The following is a 21,525-nucleotide window of genomic DNA, read 5'->3' as shown; positions in this document are numbered from 1 at the left end:
GACTTGTTCTCCGTTTTTTAATGTGTTTTAAGTAATGATTCAACCTGCTCTTAAGTGGGTCGGTGGAAAAAGACAGTTAATAAATTCCATTGTACCGCTTATCCCAAAATCCTTTTCTAGCTACTGCGAACCATTCTTTGGCGGTGGAGCCGTTTGTTTTCACTTAAAACCTAATGTCGCTTTCATAAACGACATCAATTCCGAACTCATTGATTTCTATAAAGTTGTAAGAGACTACCCTGAAGAGCTGATATCTGAATTGTTAACCTACGTTAATGATGAAGAATTCTATTATTCAATAAGAGCTCTTGATCGTGTCGATTCTTTCAAAAAACTCTCTGCAGTTAAAAAAGCTGCCAGAACCTATTATTTAAATCGAATGGGGTATAACGGTCTTTACAGAGTCAACCGTAAAGGTCTTTTTAATGTCCCTTACGGAAAATACAAGCGAGATTTTCGTCCTAATGTTGAGGCAATCAGAGATTTAAGTATTTACTTCAATACAAACAGGATTGTCTTTTTAAACGGACATTATTCAGAGGTTATCAGTTACCTTGACTCTGATTCCTTTGTTTATCTTGATCCTCCATACGATCCGATATCAACCACCTCATTTACAAGTTATTCAAGACATAACTTTTTCCGTGAAGATCAGTGCGATTTGAAAGCTTTCTGTGACAAGCTGGATTCTATGAACATAAAATTCATGCTTTCAAACTCCGCAACTCCTTTTATTAGAGATCTATATAAGGATTACAATATAAAGATTGTCGGCGCGAAAAGGTTTGTTAATTCTGATGGAAAAAAACGTGGTTTTGTTGATGAGGTTATTGTAAGAAATTACAAATAACATTTTGCGTTTTAAATTATTAGCAAAAGAAAGGATCGTAGCAGGTGAATAGAACTCCGATCCTTTTTTGTTTATGCTATGTAGCAATTACAAGGTTATTTGTTTGCGGCAATAAGCTTACGGTATATCTCAGCCATTTCCTCATGTGTAAAGGCTTTAGGATTATTGCCAAGAAGTCTGGTAACCTTTGATGCTCCTTCAACCAGCTCTGGAATAACATCTTCAGAAATCCCCTTTTCCTGAAGATTGCACTTGATGTTCAGATCACTGTTAAATGCATACAGTTCTTTTACGAACATATCTGCAACCTGTTCTTTTGTTTTTCCGGTTACATCAAGCTCCATTGCAACAGCCATGTCATAGTACTTATCAAGGCATGAATCCTTGTTTGCGTCCATAACAAGAGGCATTAGAATAGCGTTGGCAAGTCCATGTGGAATGTGGTATCTGCCTCCTAATGGATAGGATAGTGCATGAATAGCTGTTGTTGATGATGATGCAATACAGATACCACCGTAACATGCGGCAAGCAGCATCTTTTCACGAGCCTTAAGATTTGAACCGTTCTTGTAGCACTCACGAATACTCTGTGCAACCAGCTTAATACCCTGTAGAGCAAAGGTATCTGAAAGTGGATTAGCCTTCTTTGAAATATAACACTCCATTAAGTGGCAAAGTGCATCTATACCGGTATTTGCTGTGATGTGAGGAGGAAGACCTGCGGTCATAGCAGGATCAAGAATTACACAGTCTGCAATCATCAGATCAGTTACGATACCAACCTTAAGATTCTCTTCTGGAACCAGAACGATTGCATTTGGAGTAGCCTCTGAACCTGTGCCGGCAGTGGTTGGTACCATCAGAGTAGGTACACCTCTTTCGACAGGCTTGGTTCCTCGTACCATCTCTTCAAGTGTACATTTGTTCTTTAGCATCAGTGATACTAGCTTTGTAGTATCCATTGATGAACCGCCACCAACAGCAACAAGAAGATCACAGGAGAAGTTCTTTGCCTGCTCGTAGATGTGATTTACCTGGGCAACAGAAGGCTCTGGAGGAACATCATTGATGACGCTTACATTTAAACCAGCATCCTTTAATAGCTGAATTGGTTTATTTACAAGACCGGTGGCAAATACGCCTGCATCGGTTACAACAACTACATTCTTTGCATTTAGGTCTTTTGCTAGACTTGGTAGTTCGGCGATAGAGTTTTCTCCACCAACAATTTTACGAATAGATCCCTGACTAAATACTGACATTTTTTACTCCCGTAAGGACTCTGTTTATTTTTAAGGCATAACCTTAAGGCTATGCCTGTTTTTAGTTATTCGTACTGCTTGAATACTTCTAAAAGAGCGTTATCGATTTCCTTGTTCTCAATATTGGAAGGAGCTCTTGCAGGTCCAACCTTGAAGCCCTTTAATTGAGCAGCTCTCTTAACAACGCTGTTTGGATTTCCCATCTGCATTACGTTACGGAATGGACGGATCTTCTTCTGTGCCTCGTTAGCCTTTTCGAAGTCTCCCTTTACATAGTAGTTGTAGATTGATGACATTAACTCTGGGAATACGTTTGAACAGCCTGAAATAGCACCGCTGCCTCCAGCCTTAAGAGTCCATAGAATCAATGAGTCAGAACCAGCTAATACACATAGGCGAGGATCAGTGTTCTCGATGTACTTTAAGGTATTGTCAAAGTTACCTGAGCTGTCCTTGATTCCGATGATATTCTTATGAGCTGCAAGAGTCTTTACTGTCTTGTAATCAATGTTATTTCCGGTACGAGCTGGAATGTTATAAAGAAGGATTGGTAGATCTGTACATTCTGCAACAGAATTGTAATGTCTTATCAGATCATCCTGCTTTATTGCAGTGAAGTATGGAGAAATAACTGACAGACAGTCGATTCCCTTTAATGATGAAACCTCACGGGTAAGCTCAACTGTTTCCTTGGTTGTGATACAGCCTGTACCTGCATAGAAGGGAACACGTCCGTCTACAGCTTCAATACCAGCTTTAATGATACGCAGTTTTTCTTCAGAGTTGAAAGCATAGAATTCGCCGTTGGTTCCTAAAGAGAAAATACCATGAACGCCTGACTTGATTAGATGATCAATGAAATTCTTGTATTCAGTCTCATTGAAGTTCTCATTGTCATCTAAAGCGGTTAATACTGGGGTAATAATTCCGTATGGCTTGAACATTCTCTGTATCTCCAAATTAAACTAAATCTTCTTTAAAACGTACTTTTGCCATCTGAGCACCGATCTCCATTGCCACAATCATTGACTCTGGATCTGCAATACCTTTACCTGCAATTTCAAATGCTGTACCGTGATCTACAGATGTTCTGATGATTGGCAGACCAACAGTGATGTTAACTCCTGAGCTGAAGCCTAATACTTTCAGAGGAATATGTCCCTGGTCGTGGTACATTACAACAACGATATCAAACTCATTTCTGTTTGCTGCACGGTGGAATACGGTATCAGGTGCAATTGGTCCCTGAACATTGATTCCTTCCTTGATTGCGTCTTTAACAGCAGGAACGATTTCATTCTCATCTTCCCATCCAAACAGACCATTTTCACCACAGTGTGGATTTAAGCCTGCAACAGCAATGCGAGGGTTCTCAAAGCCCATCAGTTTCATGGTTTCATCTGCAAGCTTGATTACACGGTAGACTCTGTCCTTCTGAACAGCATCGCAAGCCTTACGTAACTGAATGTGGGTTGAAACATGGATTACTCTCAGATTCTTACCAACAAGCAGCATTGAGTAGTCTTTTGTATTTGTTAGTTTTGCAAGGATTTCGGTATGACCTGGGTAAGGGCAGCCGCCTGCATGTAAGGCCTCTTTGTTCAGTGGAGCTGTAACGATAGCCTGGATCTTGTGTTCCTTTGCACAGTCAACTGCTGCCTTGATATACTCATAAGCTGCTTTTCCGCATTCAGCCTGAACCTTTCCAAAAGGAACGTCAGCTGCAACATTGTGAAGGTCAATCACTTCAATTCTGCTTGGTGAAGGATCTGCCTCTCCAGGCTCTTTGATAACATGAACTTCAACATTGGCATTGATTATCTTAGCTAAACGCTCAAGCTGTTTTGCATCACCAAACACTACTGGTCTGGAAATGTCATACATTTTCTTATCTAATAATGCTTTTACAATGATTTCAGATCCAATTCCAGCTGGATCTCCCATGGTTAGACCTAAAACAGGTTTTTTCATTTTAATTATTTCTCCAAGTTTTTAAATTTGTGTACTGCATCGGTAAAAGCATTTTCGTTTCCGAATGCACCTGCTTTGGTAACCAGATAACGATCCTTTAGGTTACCAGTTAAAATCTTTGTTAAAGGAATTCCACTCTGAACTTCCTCTATTATTTCCAGCATTCCTGCGTTACAGGCTTTGCATGCATGAATTGCAGTATCTCCGCCTGTAAGGACATAGGCGTCAAACAGTTCTGCACATTCACGCATAATGTCTGACATACAGCTGGCCATGATTTCTCCAATCTCAAAGAAGGAAATTCCTAATCTTTCTCCTTCTTTTGCAGTTCTCTGAACATCTGATTCCTCAAAGGCTGCACAGACTACAACAATGTCGCTCTTTGCAAGAGCATCCTTTATTTTTTTGCTGCAGTCTTTTGCAGACTCTTTTGGAGAAGAAACTGTAAGTTCTGGATTTGTTCTAATCAGTTCACAATCGTAATTATTCAGAAGCTCAACAGTCTGTCTGCGTGTTGTCTGACTAATAGAACCTGCAAGGACTAGAATTTTTGATACGCCACTAATTGGTTTTAAGGCGCTCTTCTGGGATGATGCGTAGCGTCTGCTTAAAGCAAGAGCCAGACCGGCTGAACCGCAGAATACTACTTGCTGATTTATTGAATCACAGGCTTGAACAAGTAGTTCCTGATGCTGTGGTTCTGTTGCATCACAGATTAAAATCTTTACTTCATCTGCTATGGCTTGATTAATCTTCTGTCGTATTTCATCAACCCCTTTATTTAGCTCATCTATATAAAGGTTTGAGCATTTAAGTGCACTCTGTTTTTTTATTATTGTCTTTATATCAGAAGTGGTAACGGGGCTCTTTGGTATTCCAGCAAGCTCTGTTTCTTCAAGCCTTACTCCATCTAAAAGCTGAACTCCATTTACAGTTGTCCTTTTTGATGGAATAAATGCAGGAGAGAAGATAATAATCTTTGGTTTAAACTCATCGAATACTGCCTGTAGCTCTGCTCCGATATTTCCTCTTAAGGTAGAATCTACCTTTTTATATAGAAGAATATCTTTATTTAGTGAAAGGACCTTTCTGCAGGCTGCAGATACTTCTTTATAAGCAATCTTTTCATCTATATCTCGTGATTCACTATCAATCACAATTACATCAAGATTGTTGCTTTCAGGAATTTTTGTCTCTGGCATTACCACAGCAGTAGCCATTGAAGCAGATGCAAACTGGACAGCACTGTCTGCTGAGCCTGTCAGGTCATCGGCTATAATTGCTATTTTTGGTAATAATGTCATTTTGTTTTTCCTTTTTGTGATTACATGAGTGATTATAAATAATCATACTAAAAAAAACGTGATTATACTCACGCAAGCTACAATTTTATAGTCAAATATGTTAAAATTATGATTGAATTAAATCACTAGAATAATTCAAACATCGCATTTATATAGGTAACAGCAATGACACAAGACAGACTGCAAAGTATTCTTGATTATCTTAAGAATCACAATCTTGCTACTGTAGATGATCTGGTAAAGGTTACTGGAGCTTCAGCTGCAACAATTCGACGAGATCTAATCAAACTGAATAATGATGGAACAGTTTATAGAGTTCATGGTTCTGTAACTCTAAATAACTCAGTTCGTCAGCCAACAACCAGTGAGAAGGTTGGACAGCATCATGAAGCAAAAATTAGAATTGCCAACGAGGCTGTTAAGCTTGTAAATTCAGGCAACTCCCTGATTCTTGATGCTGGTACAACAACCATTGAGCTTGCAAGAAAACTCAATAATATTCCTCTGAAGGTTATTACCTCAGATCTGAATATAGGTATGCTGCTTTCTGATAATCAGAATGTATCAGTAGTTATCACTGGTGGAGAACTGGATTCAAGCAGTCAGTCATGTATTGGTGAAATTGCAAGAAATGTATTGAGCAGATTACATCCGGATTATGCGTTTATCAGCTGCAACGCCTGGGATATTAAGTATGGTATTACTGCTCCAACCTCAGACAAGGCAAATTTCAAACATGATTTAATTGAATCAGGTGCCTGTACTGTATTACTTGCAGACAGCAGTAAATACGGTAAGAGTCAGCTGTTCTCGGTTGCTGATATCAGAGATATTGACGTGATTATTACTGATAATAATCTACCTGAATCTGTAGCTGAACAGATTAGAAGTCTTGGAATAAAACTTATTCTTGCTTAATGCGATGTTTTTAACATAAATGACTGAATAATCAAATGATTACTCAGCCATTTTTTTTATATAATCAAAATTCTACTCATAAAAAAAGATCTGTTTCATAGAATTTAAATAAAAATAATCATCGAACGGTATTTTTGTTTATTATTACTATCTGCCTGTTATTAAACGTAATTTATTTAATTTCCTTATCTATAAATAATAATTTATTTGTCTTTTTATTTATAAATTACTGAAAAAAATCAAAAGATTAAAAAAAAATGAGTGCGTTTTATCACGTTTAATCATCTTTGAGCTTTTATAATCATTTTTGCTTTTTTATACTCAGCAATGTAACAGATCGATCGTGTATTCCATGATCTCAAGAATTATGAGTTTCACATTTAAAGACTACAAACATACAGGAGCATATCCATGAAACATTCTTTTTCTAAATTGGCATTAGCAGCATGTATTGCTGTTGCACCTATTTTCAGCGCAAATGCAGCATATGATTTAGATAAGCCAGTTAACCTGACCTTTGCTGCACAGGAAGTTGGAACTGCTGCATATACTTATGCGACAGCTATTCAGTCTGTTATGTTAAAAGAATTACCAAAGGGCTCAAACATCACTATCACCACCACTTCTCCTGGTGCAGTTGGTGCTCCTCTAATTGTAAATAACGCTGCAAAGTGTGATGTTGTTATGTCAAACTCAGCACCTTCAAAGTGGTCAAAGGAAGACGGTATTCTGGGCAAGAAGCCAACTCCTAACATTGCAGCAATCGCTGGTGGTTTAGGTCATGATTTTATCAATGTTATGTTTACTAAGAAGTTTGTTGATAAGACTGGTATTAAGACCATTGAAGAGTTAGTTGCAAAGAAGCATCCTGTAAAGATTGTTATTAAGAAGAATGGTACTTTAGGTGAGCTTTCAGCTGAGAAGTTATTCGAAGCTTTAGGCGCAAAGCTTGAGGATGTCAAGGCCTGGGGCGGTGTTGTTGAAAAGACAGGCGGTGACGCAATTAAGTCAGGTTTACAGGACGACATCTACGATATGACAATCGACCACATTGGTGCTGGTCAGTCAAATACTACCGAGCTATGCATGACTCACGATATGGTGGATGTTCAGTTAGCTGATTCAACCTTAGACAAGCTTGTTGAGATGGGTTACAACTACGTCACTGTTGAGCCAAATACCTGGAAAGGCCAGACTGAGCAGATTAAGACTGTTGGTTCTCAGCAGTTAGTTCTCGTTTCTTCAACCATGGATGAGGCGGTTGCTTATCATTTGGCAAAGGCTGTTTGTGAGAATGCTGATGCTTTAGGTGATCAGGTAGCATCAATGAAGTACTTTGATCCAAAGGTTGCAGGTTCCAAGGCTGTTACCGGTGTTGACTTACATCCAGGTGCAAAGGCTTACTACCAGGAGAAAGGTTATAAGGCTGAATAAAACTAATACATGACAACTTAAAGAGGGGGAGTTCTCCCCCTCATTTTCTGAAGTTATCGAGGCTATCATGTCAGAGGAAGTAAAAAAATTCGACATTAGAAAGACTGCTGTTATTGTCGTTACCGCAGCTTTCTTCTGTTTCCAGATTTATCTGGCTTTATTCAAGCAGCTGACACCAATGCTGCAGAGCCCACTGCATTTAGTGTTCGCTTTAACTGTAATCTATCTGTATATGCCAGTTGATTACACTTACCGCAAGAAAACCAAGCTCAAGGCTGAACTGAGCGGAACAACTGTAGATGAGAAAACTCTAAGCAAATACTCATTCCTGAATATCCTGGATCTAGTTTCATTTGCTGCAATCGGTTACCTTCTATACTATGTTGTAACAAACTTTGAAAGGTTACGTGACTTTACCCCATTCATTGATGATGTTGAGTTAATAGACAAGCAGATCATGGTTATAACCATTCTGCTGTTACTTGAGGCAGTAAGACGTTCATTAGGTCTAATTCTGTTCTTCTTCATCCTTGCATTCATCGCATTTGCATGGCTGTCTCCATATTTACCTGGTGTGTTCTATACCAAGTCAGTCGGCTTCGAGCAGATGCTTGACCAGTTCACAACCGGTATGACCATGGGCGAGGCAGGTGTATTTGGTACCCCTTTATATACTTCTGCATCAGCTCTGTTCTATTTCATTGTATTCGGTGTATTCTTCAGTACCTGCGGTGGCGGTCAGCTTCTGATTGATATCGGTATGAAGTTCTCAAACGGTTCTGCCGGTGGTCCTGCAAAAGCTGCTGTTCTATCATCAGGTATGATGGGTATGGTTTCAGGTTCAGCTGTAGCAAACGTATCTACAACCGGTGTTATGACCATCCCTATGATGAAGAGAATCGGTTATGCTCCTCAGGAAGCAGGTGCTATTGAGGCGGTTGCTTCAACTGGTGGTCAGATCATGCCTCCTATCATGGGTGTTGGCGCCTTTATTATGGCCGAGATGTTAGGTGTAAGCTATTTCAGTGTTGCCTGTGCTGCTATCATTCCTGCATTTGCATACTACTTTGGTGTCTTCGTACTTGTTACATATATCGCTAAGAAGCGTTCTGTAAGATCAAGCGCAGCTGATGCCAAGATTGTTATTGAACAGCCAATTCTTCCACGTCTGTATCTATTGACTCCTGTTATCCTGCTGGTTGTATGGATTATTTCAGGTTCATCTCTGATGCGTGCCGGTATGGTTGGTATTATTTCAGTTCTGATCTGTAATGTAATCAGCTACTTTGTAAATGATAGAAAGAACTTTGCTGGTCTTAAGTCTTTATGGAACTGCTGTCTGCGTGGTGCAAAACAGTCTGCAGAAATTGCAATTCCAACTGCTGCATGCGGTATCATAATCAACGTTGTAACAGGTCAGACTTCACTTGCAACCAACCTGTCATCACTAATCGGTTCATTAGGTACAAACTACCTGTTCTTAGCTCTGTTAGTTGCAATGGTCGGATGTATGCTTTTAGGTATGGCTCTTCCAACAGTTGCTGCATACCTGGTTGGTGTAATCCTGTTCGTTCCAATTATTCGTGCATTAGGTGTTGATGCTCTATGCGCCAACATGTTCGTATTCTACTACGGCATTATGGCTCAGATTACACCTCCTGTATGTGTTGCTTCATATACTGCTGCTGGTATTGCAGGTGCGGATGCAATGAAGACTGGTATCAACGGTATGCTGTTCGCACTGGTAGGCTTCATGGTTCCATTCGTGTTCGTATACAACCCTGCAATTCTTCTGGAAGGCTCAATTATCGAGATTGCTATCGGTGCTATTCAGTTGCTGATTGGTACTTACTTCTTAGCCTTAACTGTTGCAGGTTACTACAAGACTACTATGCCTGTCTGGTTAAGAGTACTGTCCTTTGTCGTGGCATTAGGCTTTATAAGCCCTGATATGACTACCTCAATTGCTGCAGTTGCATTAGGTACATTCGTTCTTGTAATGAATCGTCATCATGCTGGTCATGCAGTTAACACAAAGGTGATGGCATGATTATAGATAGAACCGAAAACCTGATGAAGTATCAGAGCATGCTCCCAAATCTAAAGGCAGGTTTAGCAGCTCTGAATGCCTTAACAGACAAAAAAGCTGGCCGTTATGAATTTGAAGGTGGATTCTTTATGATTCAGCAGGGGAGTACCTCCCCTGTGGATAGCGGAGACTATGAAGCTCACCGCAAATACATTGACGTTCAGATTATCCTGTCAGGATCAGAGATTGTTGTATGGGAAGATATTTCCCGCCTTACACAGAGTGTACCTTACTCCGAGGAAAAAGAGCGCGAAATGTTCAAAGGTCCAGTTGCCCATACTTTCAGAATTGAAGAAGGTATGTCATGGGTAGCCTTCCCTCAAGATGCTCACAAAGCCTGTAAGCATCTTGAATCTCAGAACGATTATTTAAAAGTAGTAATGAAACTACCAGTAATGTGAGAATAAAATGAATTATAAGAAATTACCGGGTCTTACAAATGATGGCACCATGTACGAGAATGAGGGCATGAACACCGTTGAAGCTCTGCTTCCTCCTGGTCCTTATCGTACAGCTCACTCTCCTGCAATTTTAGAGTTACCTAACAAGGATTTATTATGCTGCTGGTTTGCAGGATCTTTTGAAGGTAGCCCTGATGTAAGTATTGTCTGTGCTTCTTTAAAGCACGGTGATACCAAGTGGTCAGATCCTGTTCAGGTTTCATCCGATCCTGAGCGCAGTGAGCAGAATCCTTCATTATTCTACGGCCCTGATAATGCTGTATGGTGTATGTACACTGCACAGAAGGCCAGAACCGAAGGTAAGGATAACATGCAGTATACATCTCAGGTTCGCTGCCAGAAATCAACAGATGGAGGTAAGACCTGGAGCAAGTACGAAACCATGTTTGCTCGCGAGGGAACTTTCTGCCGTCAGCCAATTCAGGTTTTAAAGAATGGACGCTGGATCTTCTCAAACTGGCTGTGCACAGACTCTCCTGATGGACTGTCAGGTGATCCTACCGCATTCCAGATCTCTGATGATCAGGGAAAGACCTGGAGACAGGTTGATATGCCTCAGAGCTCAGGTCGAGTTCATGCTAACGTTGTAGAGCTCGAAGAATCTCATCTGGTTGCATTTATGCGCAGTAGGGAAGCTGACTTCATCTATAGAAGTGAATCATTGGACAATGGTGATTCATGGAGTGTTCCTCTTCCTTCTCCATTACCAAATAATAATTCAAGTATCAGTGCAATCAAGCTAAAGAGTGGTCGTATTGCAATTGCCTACAATCCAACTTGCACTCCAAATCCTGTAAAGGGTAAAGCTGCATGGCCAGGACTTCGCTGCCCAGTTGCAATTGCTCTTTCAGAGGATGGTGGTAAGACTTTCCCTATGATTAGAAATATTGAATTAGGTCAGGGATATGTTGGCGAAGAAAACCGTACCAATAATAAGCAGTACGAATATCCATTTTTAATGCAGTCTTCAGATGGTATGTTGCATCTTGCTTATGCTTATCATGACAGACAGGGCGTTAAGTATGTAACTCTTAGTGAAGAAAGTGTTGCTGGTAAGAAGAGAGAGAAGGTTGGTCTATACAATCCTACTTCTGCTAAGGTTTCCTGATTTTCCTCAATCTTTGTAGTTATTGAATTATGGAGGACTTTGTTCCTCCTTTTTTTGTTAAAAATCTGAGCAATAACGTATCACGGGAGTAAAAGTTCATCAGAATTCTGTAAAATATAGGAGGTATAAGGAGTTTTTATAACATGCATAGCCCAAACACTTTTCCAAACCTAAAACCATTCGTAAAATGGGTAGGAGGGAAAACAACAAGTATTCCGAGTCTTTTACAGTACATCCCAGAGCATATTTCAACCTATGTTGAACCCTTTGTCGGTTCTGGTGCTGTTCTTATGGCACTGAATTTTGATAGGGCTATTATCAATGACTCCAACTCTGAGCTTATCAATGCATATAATGTAATCAAATCCAATCTTGGTGAACTGGAGTTCTACCTTTCAACTCTAATCTATGACAGGAAGCTATTTGATGAAATTAGATCCTGGGATAGAGAGCCTGATTTTGATAAAAGATCTGCAGTGGAGAGGGCTGCTCGTTTTATTTTTCTTATGAAAACCTGCTATAACGGTCTTTATAGAGTCTCCAAGAAAAACTACTTTAATACTCCTTTTGGAAATTACAAGAATCCGACTATCTGTGATACTCCAACGCTGGAGGCATGTTCTTCTTTCCTAAACCAGAAGAATATCAGTATTCTCAATCAGGATTATCAGTCATTGCTTGATATTATTCCAGATGATGCTTTTGTTTATCTTGACCCACCTTACTTCCCTATATCTAAGACTGCAAATTTCACTCAGTATCAGTCAGAATCATTTAAACAGGATGAGCATTTAAGATTGTATGAGTCCTGTGTTCAGCTACATAAGAGGGGAATTAAATTCCTGCAGTCAAACTCAGATGTTCCTCATATTAGGGAGCTGTATAAGAACTTTAATATCAATACAGTTGCTGTAAGTCGTAGAATCAACTCAAATATCACAAAGCGAAATGCTGTTAATGAGCTTATGATTACAAACTACGATAAGGATACTCTGGCTTTAATCTAGTCTTCATATACAACAAAGGCCTGCTGTAAGTATAAGCAGGCCTTTGATAATTCGTGATTTTTTCTCTAATCAGGATTTGCCTGAAGATTTGGTTTTGCAGGAATGTTCGGATCAATATAGGTGTTGGAGGTTCCGACATTCAGGCTTTCTGAGGCAACTTCATTTGCTTCTTCAAGCGCCTCTGTCTGCTCCTCACTAAGAACCTCAATTTGCTGTTTATCGATATTATTCTTGTTTTCCTGAACTCTTGCCTCAGGAATATAATATTCGTATTCAGCCTGTTCAACTCTCTTCTTGATCATCTTTGCATTATCGGAAGTCTTCTTTGCAATTGGTTCGTACTTGGCAATACGAGCTTTTTCCTTCAGAACCTGCGCATTGTCTGTTATGAACTTAAGAGGAGATGTCAGCTTCTTAGGCTTGTTTGACATTTCCTTTGGAAGAGCTGATTTGCCAATAGACTCTGGTTTTCCAAGGAATTTAGGCTGACTCTTCAACAGATAAACATCAAAAGCACATTTGATTCTGGCAAAGAACTCTCTTATGGCAACCTTCGAGAAGAATCCATAGTTAGGGCTTAATGCATTGAATCCAACTGCATTCAGATCATAGTTATCTGCAATAAACAGAGCTCGTTCATTCTGAAAATCCTGAGAGATAATGGTTACATTCTTAAGCAGAAATACCTTTCTTGCTCTGATAACTGAGTCTAGTGTAGAGATTCCTGCAAAATCAGCTACGATTCTGTCTGCAGGAACACCGGCCTTAACCAGAGCTCTAATCATCTGTCTTGGCTCGTTATAGGAGTGATGCAGATTATCTCCAGATGCTAGAATGTAATCAATCTTTCCCGATTTAAATAACTGCGCAGCCGCTATGATTCTATATGTGAAATAATCATTTGGCTGACCATTTGAATTGAGAGAGGAGGTGCCAAGTAAAAGACCAACTTTGTTATAAGGAATCTTTTCTATGCTTTCATAGGTTTTAAATGCAAAGCTAGAAATTCTGAAACAGCCTAGCACCAGGAATAGAATTCCAATAAATAAGGCCAATAGACCTATGTAGCCTACTGCCTTTAAAAAGCTAGACATATCAGATGAAAACCTCATCTCAGATTGATCTTGATATGACATAATTTCCTTAAATTACATGTTTAACACAAGGTAATGCACTAATTTTTTCGTATAAAAGTTTTAGGTTTTCTGCCTTATTAACTTTTACAGGTATTGTGTAGGAAACATAGTTTCCTTTTGAACTTTTGCGAGGTTCATCGGTAATTTTCTGCATAATTCCGGCTTCAACCTCATTTATAGCTTTTTCAACCTCACCAAGTGAATTCACAATTGAAGCATCAACAATAACTCTGAATCCAACAATACATGGAAATTCCATGAGTTTCTCTAATTTATTATATGAATCAGTCATAACTTTGTACAAATTCTATCCATTGTTTTGGATAGAATTTTCTCCTGTAAAGGTATTAGGCCTCTTCAACAACTTCTTCATCGGATGAGAAGAATAAGCAGATCTTATCCCATAATCTTCCGAAGAAGCCGCATTCTTCAACAACATCTACAGAAACAAGTGGAACAGTTGAAATGACGTTGTCATCAATCTTAACTTCAATTACACCAAGCTCATCGCCCTTGTTGATAGGTGCAGTGAAGACACTCTTCTTTAATCTGTAGCCAAGCTTAATGTCTCCCTGACGTCCGCGAGGGATCATTAGGTTCAGATCCTTCTGAATCGCAAGGCGAACCTGATTGGTTTTACCCATGCGTACGTTTCTGGTTAATAGAACCTTGTTGGCTGTAACTGGTGTGTACTGCTGGAAATAACGGAAACCATAGGTTAATAGAGCCTTGTTGTAGTCCGCACGTAATTTCTCTGATTTAGCCCCGATTACAGATGCAACCAGTCTCATACCATCGTTGGTAGCTGAGGTTACAAGGTTATATCCAACCTGAGACAGGTGTCCAGTCTTAATTCCGTCAACATTGATTGCCTTGTCCCATAGCAGACGGTTTCTGTTCATCTGTTTGATACCGTTGAAGGTAAATTCCTTCTGACTGTATAGAGGGTACTCATCAGGAAGATCTCTGATAGTTGCTCTTCCTAATAGAGCCATATCATAAGCTGATGAATAGTTCAGTTCATCAAAAAGGCCGTGAACATTTGAGAAATGGGTATCCTTAAGTCCAAGTTGTGCAGCGTAGTTGTTCATTACAGAAACAAAACCTTCCTGTGTTCCTGCAAGATGAATTGCCATAGCAACACATGCATCGTTACCTGACTGGATAATGATTCCCTTTACCAGATCTCCAACCTTTATGGTTTTACCCACTTCGATGAACATCTTTGATGAATCGGTGTACTTCTTTGCCCAGGCATCTTCGGTAATGGTTACATCATCTTCCATGTGAAGTCTGCCTGCTTTAAGCTCCATGCCGATAACATATGCTGTCATCATCTTGGTTAGTGAAGCTGGCCAGATTTTCTCGTGAGAATTGTGCTCACAGATAACTCTTCCTGAACTGTAATCCATTAGTACCCATGACTGAGCATCGAATACTGGTGGCTCTGGAATTACAATTGGGGCAGGTGCAACTCCATTAGCAGGAACGGCAGAAGGGGCAGCTGAGTCAGCATTTGCCTTCATCTGAGCAAAAGGATCTGGAATGTTTTCCTCTGCGGAAACACTTAAACCAGAAACAAGAGCCGTAACTAATAATGTAGTTTTTAGTACCTTTTTTAATGACATTTTTATTTCCTAGTTTTCTTTTTTAAAAACTTTTTACAAAACAATCAGTATACCCTTTTTTCTTCAAAGATGCGGCAGCATTTCGTGCAGAAGCTTCATTTAAAGGTCCAACCAGAACCTTGTTAATGTTTCCTTCCTTTCTGATTACGATAGGGTATGAAATCTTAGTCTGAACGTTATTCTTAATCTCATTTGCCATCAGATCAGAATTACATGCAACTAGCTGAACATACCAGCCTGGAACTGTATTAGATGTTATTCCCTGATTATTAGTTTTTATGTAGCCGGTATTTGCATATCCTGTATTGGAATAGCCTGTATTTGAGCTTCCAGCTGATCTTGAGGTTGCAGCACCGATATGCTGATAGGTTGAGGTATTCTTGTTAACTACACCTGCATACTGCTGTCGTACGGTGCCGGCTGGTTTACCGTATGCGTTGGTATATGTTCCGTTTGCACTTACGTTGATAAGCTCAATTCTAACCTTTGAGGTACCGGTACCAACCATATCAATTGCACGTGCTGAGCCCTCTGACAGGTCAAGAATTCTATCTCCAACAAATGGACCACGATCATTTACGCGAACGATAACCTTCTTGCCGTTACGAAGGTTGGTAACCTTTAGATATGATGGCAGTGGCAGATTCTTATGTGCAGCAGTAAATCCCTTCTGATCATAGATTTCACCATTTGAGGTCTTCTGTCCGTGGAAACCAGGACCATACCAGGATGCAATTCCTTCTTCGACATATGAGGTTGTTCCGTTCCAGATCATGTAGTTTTTGCCTAAAACTCTATAATCCTTATTGCATCCGCCAACACGCTGGTACTCATATTTTGGTACTGCACCACCGACGCCGTTGATGTTGACTTTTTCTGTCTGAGGCTGTGGTTTAGTCTTGTTTGGACCTGTTCCGTATCTGTATGAACCTGAGAATGAAGGGGAGCCACCTGAACCTGAAGATGAACATCCCTGAAGAACAAGTGCCGCTGAAACAGTAATAATGGTAGCTATAAATTTTAAGTTTTTCATAAAATAAAGGATCTCCATTTTCATCGGCATTAAAATAGACTTTTAAGCCCTAACATTTTAATTAGTGAAGGCCGTACTTAAAAGTCTTTTATTCTGAAATTTAATAATTAGAACAAACTATAGACAGTTAATCTGTGTCTATGGCTTCTTACTTCTGTGGACTACTTTTTTTCCCTGTCTTAGTTTTTCCTTGTTTACGCCCATCGCAATAAACTCTGAGAGCTCATATACAGCTCTTGCATATAACTGAGAAGTGTTATACCTCATGATTGAATGGAAGTTCTCAAGACCAACAGCATACCCCTTCTGTCCGTTTTCAAGGTCAAATGCAAACAGTCTTATCTTCTGATTTGGACTTAGGTTTACCTTGGTTGTGGCTCCGGATGCATACAGCTCCTGAACAGTAAGATCCCACTGTTTATCCATCAGTGCTTTTGGATCTGCATTGTTGATATGACAAGGATAGTAGATACCTCTTCCTGTCTGCCAGCCGTGACCTTTAAAATAGTTTGCAACAGATCCGATGGCATCTTCTCTGTTAGTGAAAAGATTTACGTAGCCATCTCCATCATAGTCAACTGCATAATCAAGATATGCTGATGGCATGAACTGACCCATACCCATTGCACCAGCATATGAGCCTTTGATGTCGTCGTAATTCCATTCTTCTCTTGATGCTAAAGCTACGAATCTAGCAAATTCCTTTGAGAAGTAAGCTTCTCTCTTAGGAAAATTAAATCCTAGTGTATACAGGGCATCCAGAACTCTCCAGTTACCCATATTTTTTCCAAAGAAGGTTTCAACTCCGATAATTGCACAGATAATCTCGTAAGGAACACCAAAGTCCTTCTGAGCCTTTAAAAGAGTTTTTTCGTTTTCAAAGTAGAACCTTACAGCAGCCTCGATTCTTGAAGTTGTAATAAAGATCTTTCTGTACTGCCACCAAGGTTTTCCTTCTGAAGGACGGGTGATTGCATCGATAATTTTCTGCTGATATACAGCCTGAGATGTGGCATCTTTAAGTGTTTGAACATCTACTCCTGCATATTTAGCTAGTTCATCAAAATTAGGCGCAGCATGAACGGATGTGGCTGTAAAAAAGGATAATCCCAATACTATGGCAAGTTTACTAATTGTTTTGTTCATTCTTTCTATTATTGCCTGCACATTATGTGCAGCCTCCTTATTTATCCTTTTTAAAGAAACTTATTCGTTTATGTGTGTGAATTGACATCATTATTCCAAAGCAGATCATCAGTGTAATCATCGCTGTTCCGCCATAACTGATGAGAGGCAGAGGAACACCTACAACTGGCAGAATTCCTGAAACCATACCGATGTTAACAAATATGTAGAACATAAATGTGAAGGTAAAGCTTCCACACAGAATTCTTTCAAAGTTATGACGAGCATTTAATGTGATGACAACGCATCTGCCGATTATAAAACAGTAGAGTGATATAAGAATGAGGAAACCAACCAGACCTGTTTCTTCTGATAACACAGCGAAAATAAAATCTGTATGAGGCTCTGGAAGAAAGTCCAGCTGTGACTGACTTCCCTGAAGCCAGCCTTTACCATATAGACCACCTGAACCAATTGCAATCTTGGATTGGATGATATGATAACCAGCTCCCAAAGGATCCGATGATGGATCTAACAGGGTGAAAACACGCTGTTTCTGATAATCATGAAGTACGAAATTCCAGATGACAGGGAGGGCTGCTGCTCCTGCAATGGCACCTGTAATCAGCCACCACCATGAAAGACCTGCAATAAAGATGCAGATAAAGCCTGCAACAGAAACCAGAGCTGCTGTACCTAAATCAGGCTGCATCAGAATAAGTACTGTTGGAATACCTACGATGATAAAAGAACAAATTGTATGCAGAAGTTTTGGTGGCAGGGCAGTTTTTGCGAGAAATGCTGCAACTGACAGAGGCATAACAACCTTGAAAAATTCAGATGGCTGAATTCTTACTATACCCAGATTAAGCCATCTCTGAGCTCCTTTTGAAATATCACCGAACAGTTCAACCATTACAAGCAGAATTACGCCTATGATGTAAAGATAGGTTGAAGCTTTTGCAAAGTATTTTGGTGGAATCTGTGCAACTGCAATCATTAGTACGAATGCAGCTCCTGTTCTTGTGATCTGACGAATCAGCATATCAGCATGCTGACCTGATGCAGAGTACAGAACAAACAGACTGAAACACAGAGCTAAAAACAGACCGAACATCAGCGGAAGATCTACGTGATGTCTGGAAAAGAAGTTTTTTCCAATGCTGTTACTGGTTACCTGACTTAATGTATTTTTATCTTCTGACATTTTTACTACTTGATATCTGTGCTTGTTGTTTGTTTTTTTACTGTAAAACTACTGTTCCACCCATTCCGAACTTAACCACCTGAGGCTCAGGATCGCCCATATATCCGTTTGGATATAGGTCCAAAAGGTACTTATCAATCATTGCTCTTGCAACAGGAGCAGCTTTGGTAGAACCACCACCCTCGTTCTCAAGAATAACTGCAACAAGGATACGCGGTTTTTTGAACGGTGCATAGGCAACGAACAGTGCATTATCACGATGCTCTACTTTTAACTTTGCTGCGTTGTATTTTTTGCCCTGTTTAATAGAAACCACCTGTGCTGTTCCTGATTTACCAGCTGCCTTGTATTTAGCTCCGAAGAATGCTCTTCTGCCGGTACCCTCGGGCCCGTTTACAACTAGATACATACCGGTTCTGCAGTCCTCATAATACTGAGGATCTTTTACCTTAAGTGTATCTTCAGGCTCTTCCTGCATATACTCGGTTACTTCATTTGTTGAAGGATCAACCATTTCCTTTAGCAGATGAGGCGTCCTGGTAACACCTCTGTTTGCAAGGGTAGCGTGAGCTTTGGCAAGCTGCATAAGGGTAGAAGTCCAGTAACCCTGACCAATACCGATTGGTACAGTATCTCCAAGATGCCACTGCTGATTGAAACGTGATTTCTTCCAGTCTCTGGAAGGATTTATACCTAAGGATTCTTCTGAGATATCAATACCGGTTTTTTTACCGAAACCATATCTGTCCAGATAGTCATGAATTCTGTTAATACCTGCTCTATATGCAAGATCATAGAAATAGGTATCGGCTGAAATTTCAATTGCTCTGTATAAATCCATCCAGCCGTGCCCCCATGCTCTCCAGTCACGGAACTGATGAGTTGAACCTGGTAGCTTGAAATATGGAGCTCCAAAGAAATTGCCCTTGGTTGTAATCAGTTTCTCATTCAATCCCATTACACAAAGTAGTGGTTTTACAGTTGATGCAGGAGCATAACCACCCTGAGTTGCTCTGTTGATCAGAGGATGTCCCGGATTGTCCAGAAGTCTCTTGTATTCACCAGATCTGATTCCTCGAACAAAAGGATTTGGATCATAGCTAGGGTTTGAGTACATTGCCAGAATTTCGCCGTTTGAAGGATCAATTGCCACAACTGCACCTTTCATCTGTCCAAAGATTTCCTGAGCGTAGTACTGAAGTCTGATATCAATGGTAAGCTTCAGATCCTTTCCTGGAACAGGAGGTTCGTAGTTAAGTGTACGGATTACCTGTCCGTGTGAGTTAACCTCAACCTTGGTTGAACCAGTTTCTCCATGAAGAGAGTCCTCATAGTATTTCTCAATACCAAGCTTACCGATTTCAGTTGAACCTTCGTAGTTATCCAGTTTTCCTGCGCTTGCAAGTTTCTTTACGTCATTCTGGTTGATTCTGGATACATAACCTGTGGTATGGGTTGTAATATCAGCAAAAGGATAATATCTTTTCAGATTTGCTACGATCTGGGCATTTGGGTATTTGTATGAATTTACCGCAAAGGTTGCAATCTGTTCCTCTGAGAGGAAGTTAGAAAGCTCAACACCGGAAAAACGCTTTCTGGTTTTTGATTCATATAGTAATCTTGCAATATCCTTTTCTGACAGATTCAGCTCAAGTAATCTATCAAGTTCCTCGATTGTATCTTTTGTGCTGATCTGCTTGTTAGGGAAGAGAACCAGATGGTAAACAGGAGAGTTGTCTGCAAGTACCACATGATTTCTGTCGTAAATGATTCCTCGAGGTGGAACAACAGGCATTACCTTGATGCTGTTCTCATTTGATCTGGTCTTGTAGTCCTGATAGGAGATAATCTGCAGATAGTAAAGATTGCAGAAAAGAATAACCACCATCAGTATGGATATACCGATGCATATGAATACTCTAGAACGGAATACTCTAAGTTCAAGTTTCTCGTTACGATTTTCCTTACCTAGTCCGTCTCGAGATGAATAACGCCTTTTTGTTGGTTTTCTGAAAAGTGACCGTTCGTGTCGACTTTTTCTGCTAAAAATTGACAATTTTTTCTCTAAATTCTTCTTATATTCTCCGCACTTATTTATTATTTTAACGGTAAAAAACGATATATATCCTTTATTTTCGTTTTTTTAACGAATTTTGCGGAGGTTTTCAAATATTCTTTATGTTTAAGCCCTATGATAAGGTAAGTTTGCGTAGATACTCCATCCTCTGTAGATGGTTTCCGCAAGAAATACCCTTACCAGAGGGTGAGGAAGAGTCAGTTTTGACAGTGACCAAAGTTCGTTTGCCTTGTTTCTTACTTCATCTGTAAGTCCGTTTGGTCCGCCGATGATCAGTACAACATCCATTCCTAGGTTCTGCCATACACCAACTTTGTCACCAAGCTCTAGCGATGTGAACTGCTTTCCTCTTTCATCTAAAGCAACTATGTAGGCTTTCTTTGGTAAAGCTTCAAGGATCATCTTTGCCTCAAGCTCTTTTGCCTTTTCATCAGAGTTTTTTCCATTTCGTTTTACAGGGGCAATTTCCTCTAATACCAGTTTCATCTCTGGAGGAAATCTTTTCTGATAGTCTGTAAAAGCTTCTGTAACCCATGATGGCATTTTGTTGCCAACAGCAATGATAATCAGTTTCATGCTTTAAAATCCGGCAGCCATGCAGCGATATAAATCATCTAATTCATATCTTTCTCTAGCTTCGTTCTGAAGAATATGAACCATTACTGAACCAGTATCAACGATAACCCATTCGCCAAGCTGTTCACCTGAAATCTTGATGTGCTTTAAGCCTTCCTTGTAAAGATTATCAACAAGTCTCTGTGCAATAGCACTTACATGACGGTTAGATGTTCCGGTGCAGATCACCATATTGTCAGCGATCGATGAATGTTCTTTTACATCAATGCTTACTAAATCTCTGGCCTTTGAGTCTTCAAGAGTTTTAATACACTTCTGAATTAAAATTTCGTTTTCCAA

At 39.8% G+C, this 21,525-nt stretch carries 20 protein-coding genes; 7 read left to right on the top strand and 13 right to left on the bottom strand.

Annotation, left to right across the window (positions count from 1 at the left end):
• Positions 1 to 34: 34 nt before the first annotated feature.
• The gene (locus B5D46_RS02165; protein ID WP_078928020.1) at positions 35 to 850 is read left to right on the top strand and encodes a DNA adenine methylase; all 816 of its coding nucleotides are present in this window, start codon (positions 35 to 37) and stop codon (positions 848 to 850) included.
• 95 nt (positions 851 to 945) lie between these two features.
• On the opposite strand, the gene B5D46_RS02160 is transcribed toward B5D46_RS02165, so the two are convergent.
• The 4 genes from B5D46_RS02160 to B5D46_RS02145 form a co-directional block, all read right to left on the bottom strand.
• The gene (locus B5D46_RS02160) at positions 946 to 2,112 is read right to left on the bottom strand and encodes an iron-containing alcohol dehydrogenase (protein ID WP_078928019.1); all 1,167 of its coding nucleotides are present in this window, start codon (positions 2,110 to 2,112) and stop codon (positions 946 to 948) included.
• Between the two features lie 65 nt (positions 2,113 to 2,177).
• The gene (dapA, locus tag B5D46_RS02155) at positions 2,178 to 3,056 is read right to left on the bottom strand and encodes a 4-hydroxy-tetrahydrodipicolinate synthase (protein ID WP_078928018.1); all 879 of its coding nucleotides are present in this window, start codon (positions 3,054 to 3,056) and stop codon (positions 2,178 to 2,180) included.
• 16 nt (positions 3,057 to 3,072) lie between these two features.
• On the bottom strand, positions 3,073 to 4,083 hold the full coding sequence (gene pdxA, locus B5D46_RS02150; RefSeq protein ID WP_078928017.1) for a 4-hydroxythreonine-4-phosphate dehydrogenase PdxA: 1,011 nt from the start codon (positions 4,081 to 4,083) through the stop codon (positions 3,073 to 3,075).
• 5 nt (positions 4,084 to 4,088) lie between these two features.
• Entirely contained in the window at positions 4,089 to 5,387 is a 1,299-nt protein-coding gene (locus B5D46_RS02145; protein WP_078928016.1) for a four-carbon acid sugar kinase family protein, read from the bottom strand.
• 165 nt (positions 5,388 to 5,552) lie between these two features.
• Here B5D46_RS02145 and B5D46_RS02140 point away from each other — a divergent pair, with 165 nt between their 5' ends.
• The 6 genes from B5D46_RS02140 to B5D46_RS02115 all read left to right on the top strand — a co-directional run bounded on the left by B5D46_RS02140 (position 5,553) and on the right by B5D46_RS02115 (position 12,404).
• A complete protein-coding gene (locus tag B5D46_RS02140; protein WP_031490952.1) occupies positions 5,553 to 6,305 on the top strand; it encodes a DeoR/GlpR family DNA-binding transcription regulator in 753 nt (250 codons plus the stop codon).
• 411 nt (positions 6,306 to 6,716) lie between these two features.
• The gene (locus B5D46_RS02135; protein ID WP_078928015.1) at positions 6,717 to 7,739 is read left to right on the top strand and encodes a TAXI family TRAP transporter solute-binding subunit; all 1,023 of its coding nucleotides are present in this window, start codon (positions 6,717 to 6,719) and stop codon (positions 7,737 to 7,739) included.
• Positions 7,740 to 7,806: 67 nt separating this feature from the next.
• The gene (locus B5D46_RS02130; RefSeq protein WP_078928014.1) at positions 7,807 to 9,789 is read left to right on the top strand and encodes a TRAP transporter permease; all 1,983 of its coding nucleotides are present in this window, start codon (positions 7,807 to 7,809) and stop codon (positions 9,787 to 9,789) included.
• Positions 9,786 to 10,229 (top strand): NanQ anomerase/TabA/YiaL family protein, encoded by a 444-nt coding sequence (locus tag B5D46_RS02125; RefSeq protein ID WP_078928013.1) that lies wholly within the window; start codon positions 9,786 to 9,788, stop codon positions 10,227 to 10,229. Before B5D46_RS02130 ends, B5D46_RS02125 begins: the two co-directional genes overlap by 4 nt.
• A 7-nt stretch (positions 10,230 to 10,236) precedes the next feature.
• Positions 10,237 to 11,397 carry a sialidase family protein gene (locus B5D46_RS02120; RefSeq protein WP_078928012.1) on the top strand — a complete coding sequence of 387 codons (1,161 nt, stop codon included), beginning with the start codon at positions 10,237 to 10,239 and terminating at the stop codon, positions 11,395 to 11,397.
• A gap of 143 nt (positions 11,398 to 11,540) precedes the next feature.
• Complete coding sequence (locus B5D46_RS02115) at positions 11,541 to 12,404, top strand: DNA adenine methylase (RefSeq protein ID WP_078928011.1); 864 nt, start codon at positions 11,541 to 11,543, stop codon at positions 12,402 to 12,404.
• A 65-nt stretch (positions 12,405 to 12,469) separates the two neighbouring features.
• Here the strand turns inward: B5D46_RS02115 and B5D46_RS02110 are convergent, their stop codons facing one another.
• The 9 genes from B5D46_RS02110 to rsfS all read right to left on the bottom strand — a co-directional run bounded on the left by B5D46_RS02110 (position 12,470) and on the right by rsfS (position 21,525).
• Entirely contained in the window at positions 12,470 to 13,498 is a 1,029-nt protein-coding gene (locus tag B5D46_RS02110; RefSeq protein WP_234973805.1) for a SanA/YdcF family protein, read from the bottom strand.
• 49 nt (positions 13,499 to 13,547) lie between these two features.
• Complete coding sequence (locus tag B5D46_RS02105) at positions 13,548 to 13,832, bottom strand: DUF493 domain-containing protein (RefSeq protein WP_143675588.1); 285 nt, start codon at positions 13,830 to 13,832, stop codon at positions 13,548 to 13,550.
• Between the two features lie 55 nt (positions 13,833 to 13,887).
• A complete protein-coding gene (locus B5D46_RS02100; RefSeq protein ID WP_412556290.1) occupies positions 13,888 to 15,066 on the bottom strand; it encodes a serine hydrolase in 1,179 nt (392 codons plus the stop codon).
• A gap of 124 nt (positions 15,067 to 15,190) precedes the next feature.
• Positions 15,191 to 16,201 carry a septal ring lytic transglycosylase RlpA family protein gene (locus tag B5D46_RS12095; protein ID WP_159442999.1) on the bottom strand — a complete coding sequence of 337 codons (1,011 nt, stop codon included), beginning with the start codon at positions 16,199 to 16,201 and terminating at the stop codon, positions 15,191 to 15,193.
• Between the two features lie 138 nt (positions 16,202 to 16,339).
• Entirely contained in the window at positions 16,340 to 17,347 is a 1,008-nt protein-coding gene (gene mltB / locus B5D46_RS02090; RefSeq protein ID WP_078928007.1) for a lytic murein transglycosylase B, read from the bottom strand.
• A gap of 37 nt (positions 17,348 to 17,384) precedes the next feature.
• Positions 17,385 to 18,443 (bottom strand): rod shape-determining protein RodA, encoded by a 1,059-nt coding sequence (rodA, locus tag B5D46_RS02085; RefSeq protein WP_412556289.1) that lies wholly within the window; start codon positions 18,441 to 18,443, stop codon positions 17,385 to 17,387.
• A gap of 127 nt (positions 18,444 to 18,570) precedes the next feature.
• A complete protein-coding gene (mrdA, locus tag B5D46_RS02080) occupies positions 18,571 to 20,589 on the bottom strand; it encodes a penicillin-binding protein 2 (protein WP_234973804.1) in 2,019 nt (672 codons plus the stop codon).
• A 126-nt stretch (positions 20,590 to 20,715) separates the two neighbouring features.
• A complete protein-coding gene (gene rlmH, locus B5D46_RS02075; RefSeq protein WP_031490939.1) occupies positions 20,716 to 21,186 on the bottom strand; it encodes a 23S rRNA (pseudouridine(1915)-N(3))-methyltransferase RlmH in 471 nt (156 codons plus the stop codon).
• 3 nt (positions 21,187 to 21,189) lie between these two features.
• Complete coding sequence (gene rsfS, locus B5D46_RS02070; protein WP_051639143.1) at positions 21,190 to 21,525, bottom strand: ribosome silencing factor; 336 nt, start codon at positions 21,523 to 21,525, stop codon at positions 21,190 to 21,192.

The sequence above is a fragment of the Succinivibrio dextrinosolvens DSM 3072 genome (assembly GCF_900167015.1).
GTDB lineage: Bacteria > Pseudomonadota > Gammaproteobacteria > Enterobacterales > Succinivibrionaceae > Succinivibrio > Succinivibrio dextrinosolvens.
Note: the sequence above shows the minus strand (reverse complement) of the source record. Positions and strands in the feature narration are given on the sequence as shown.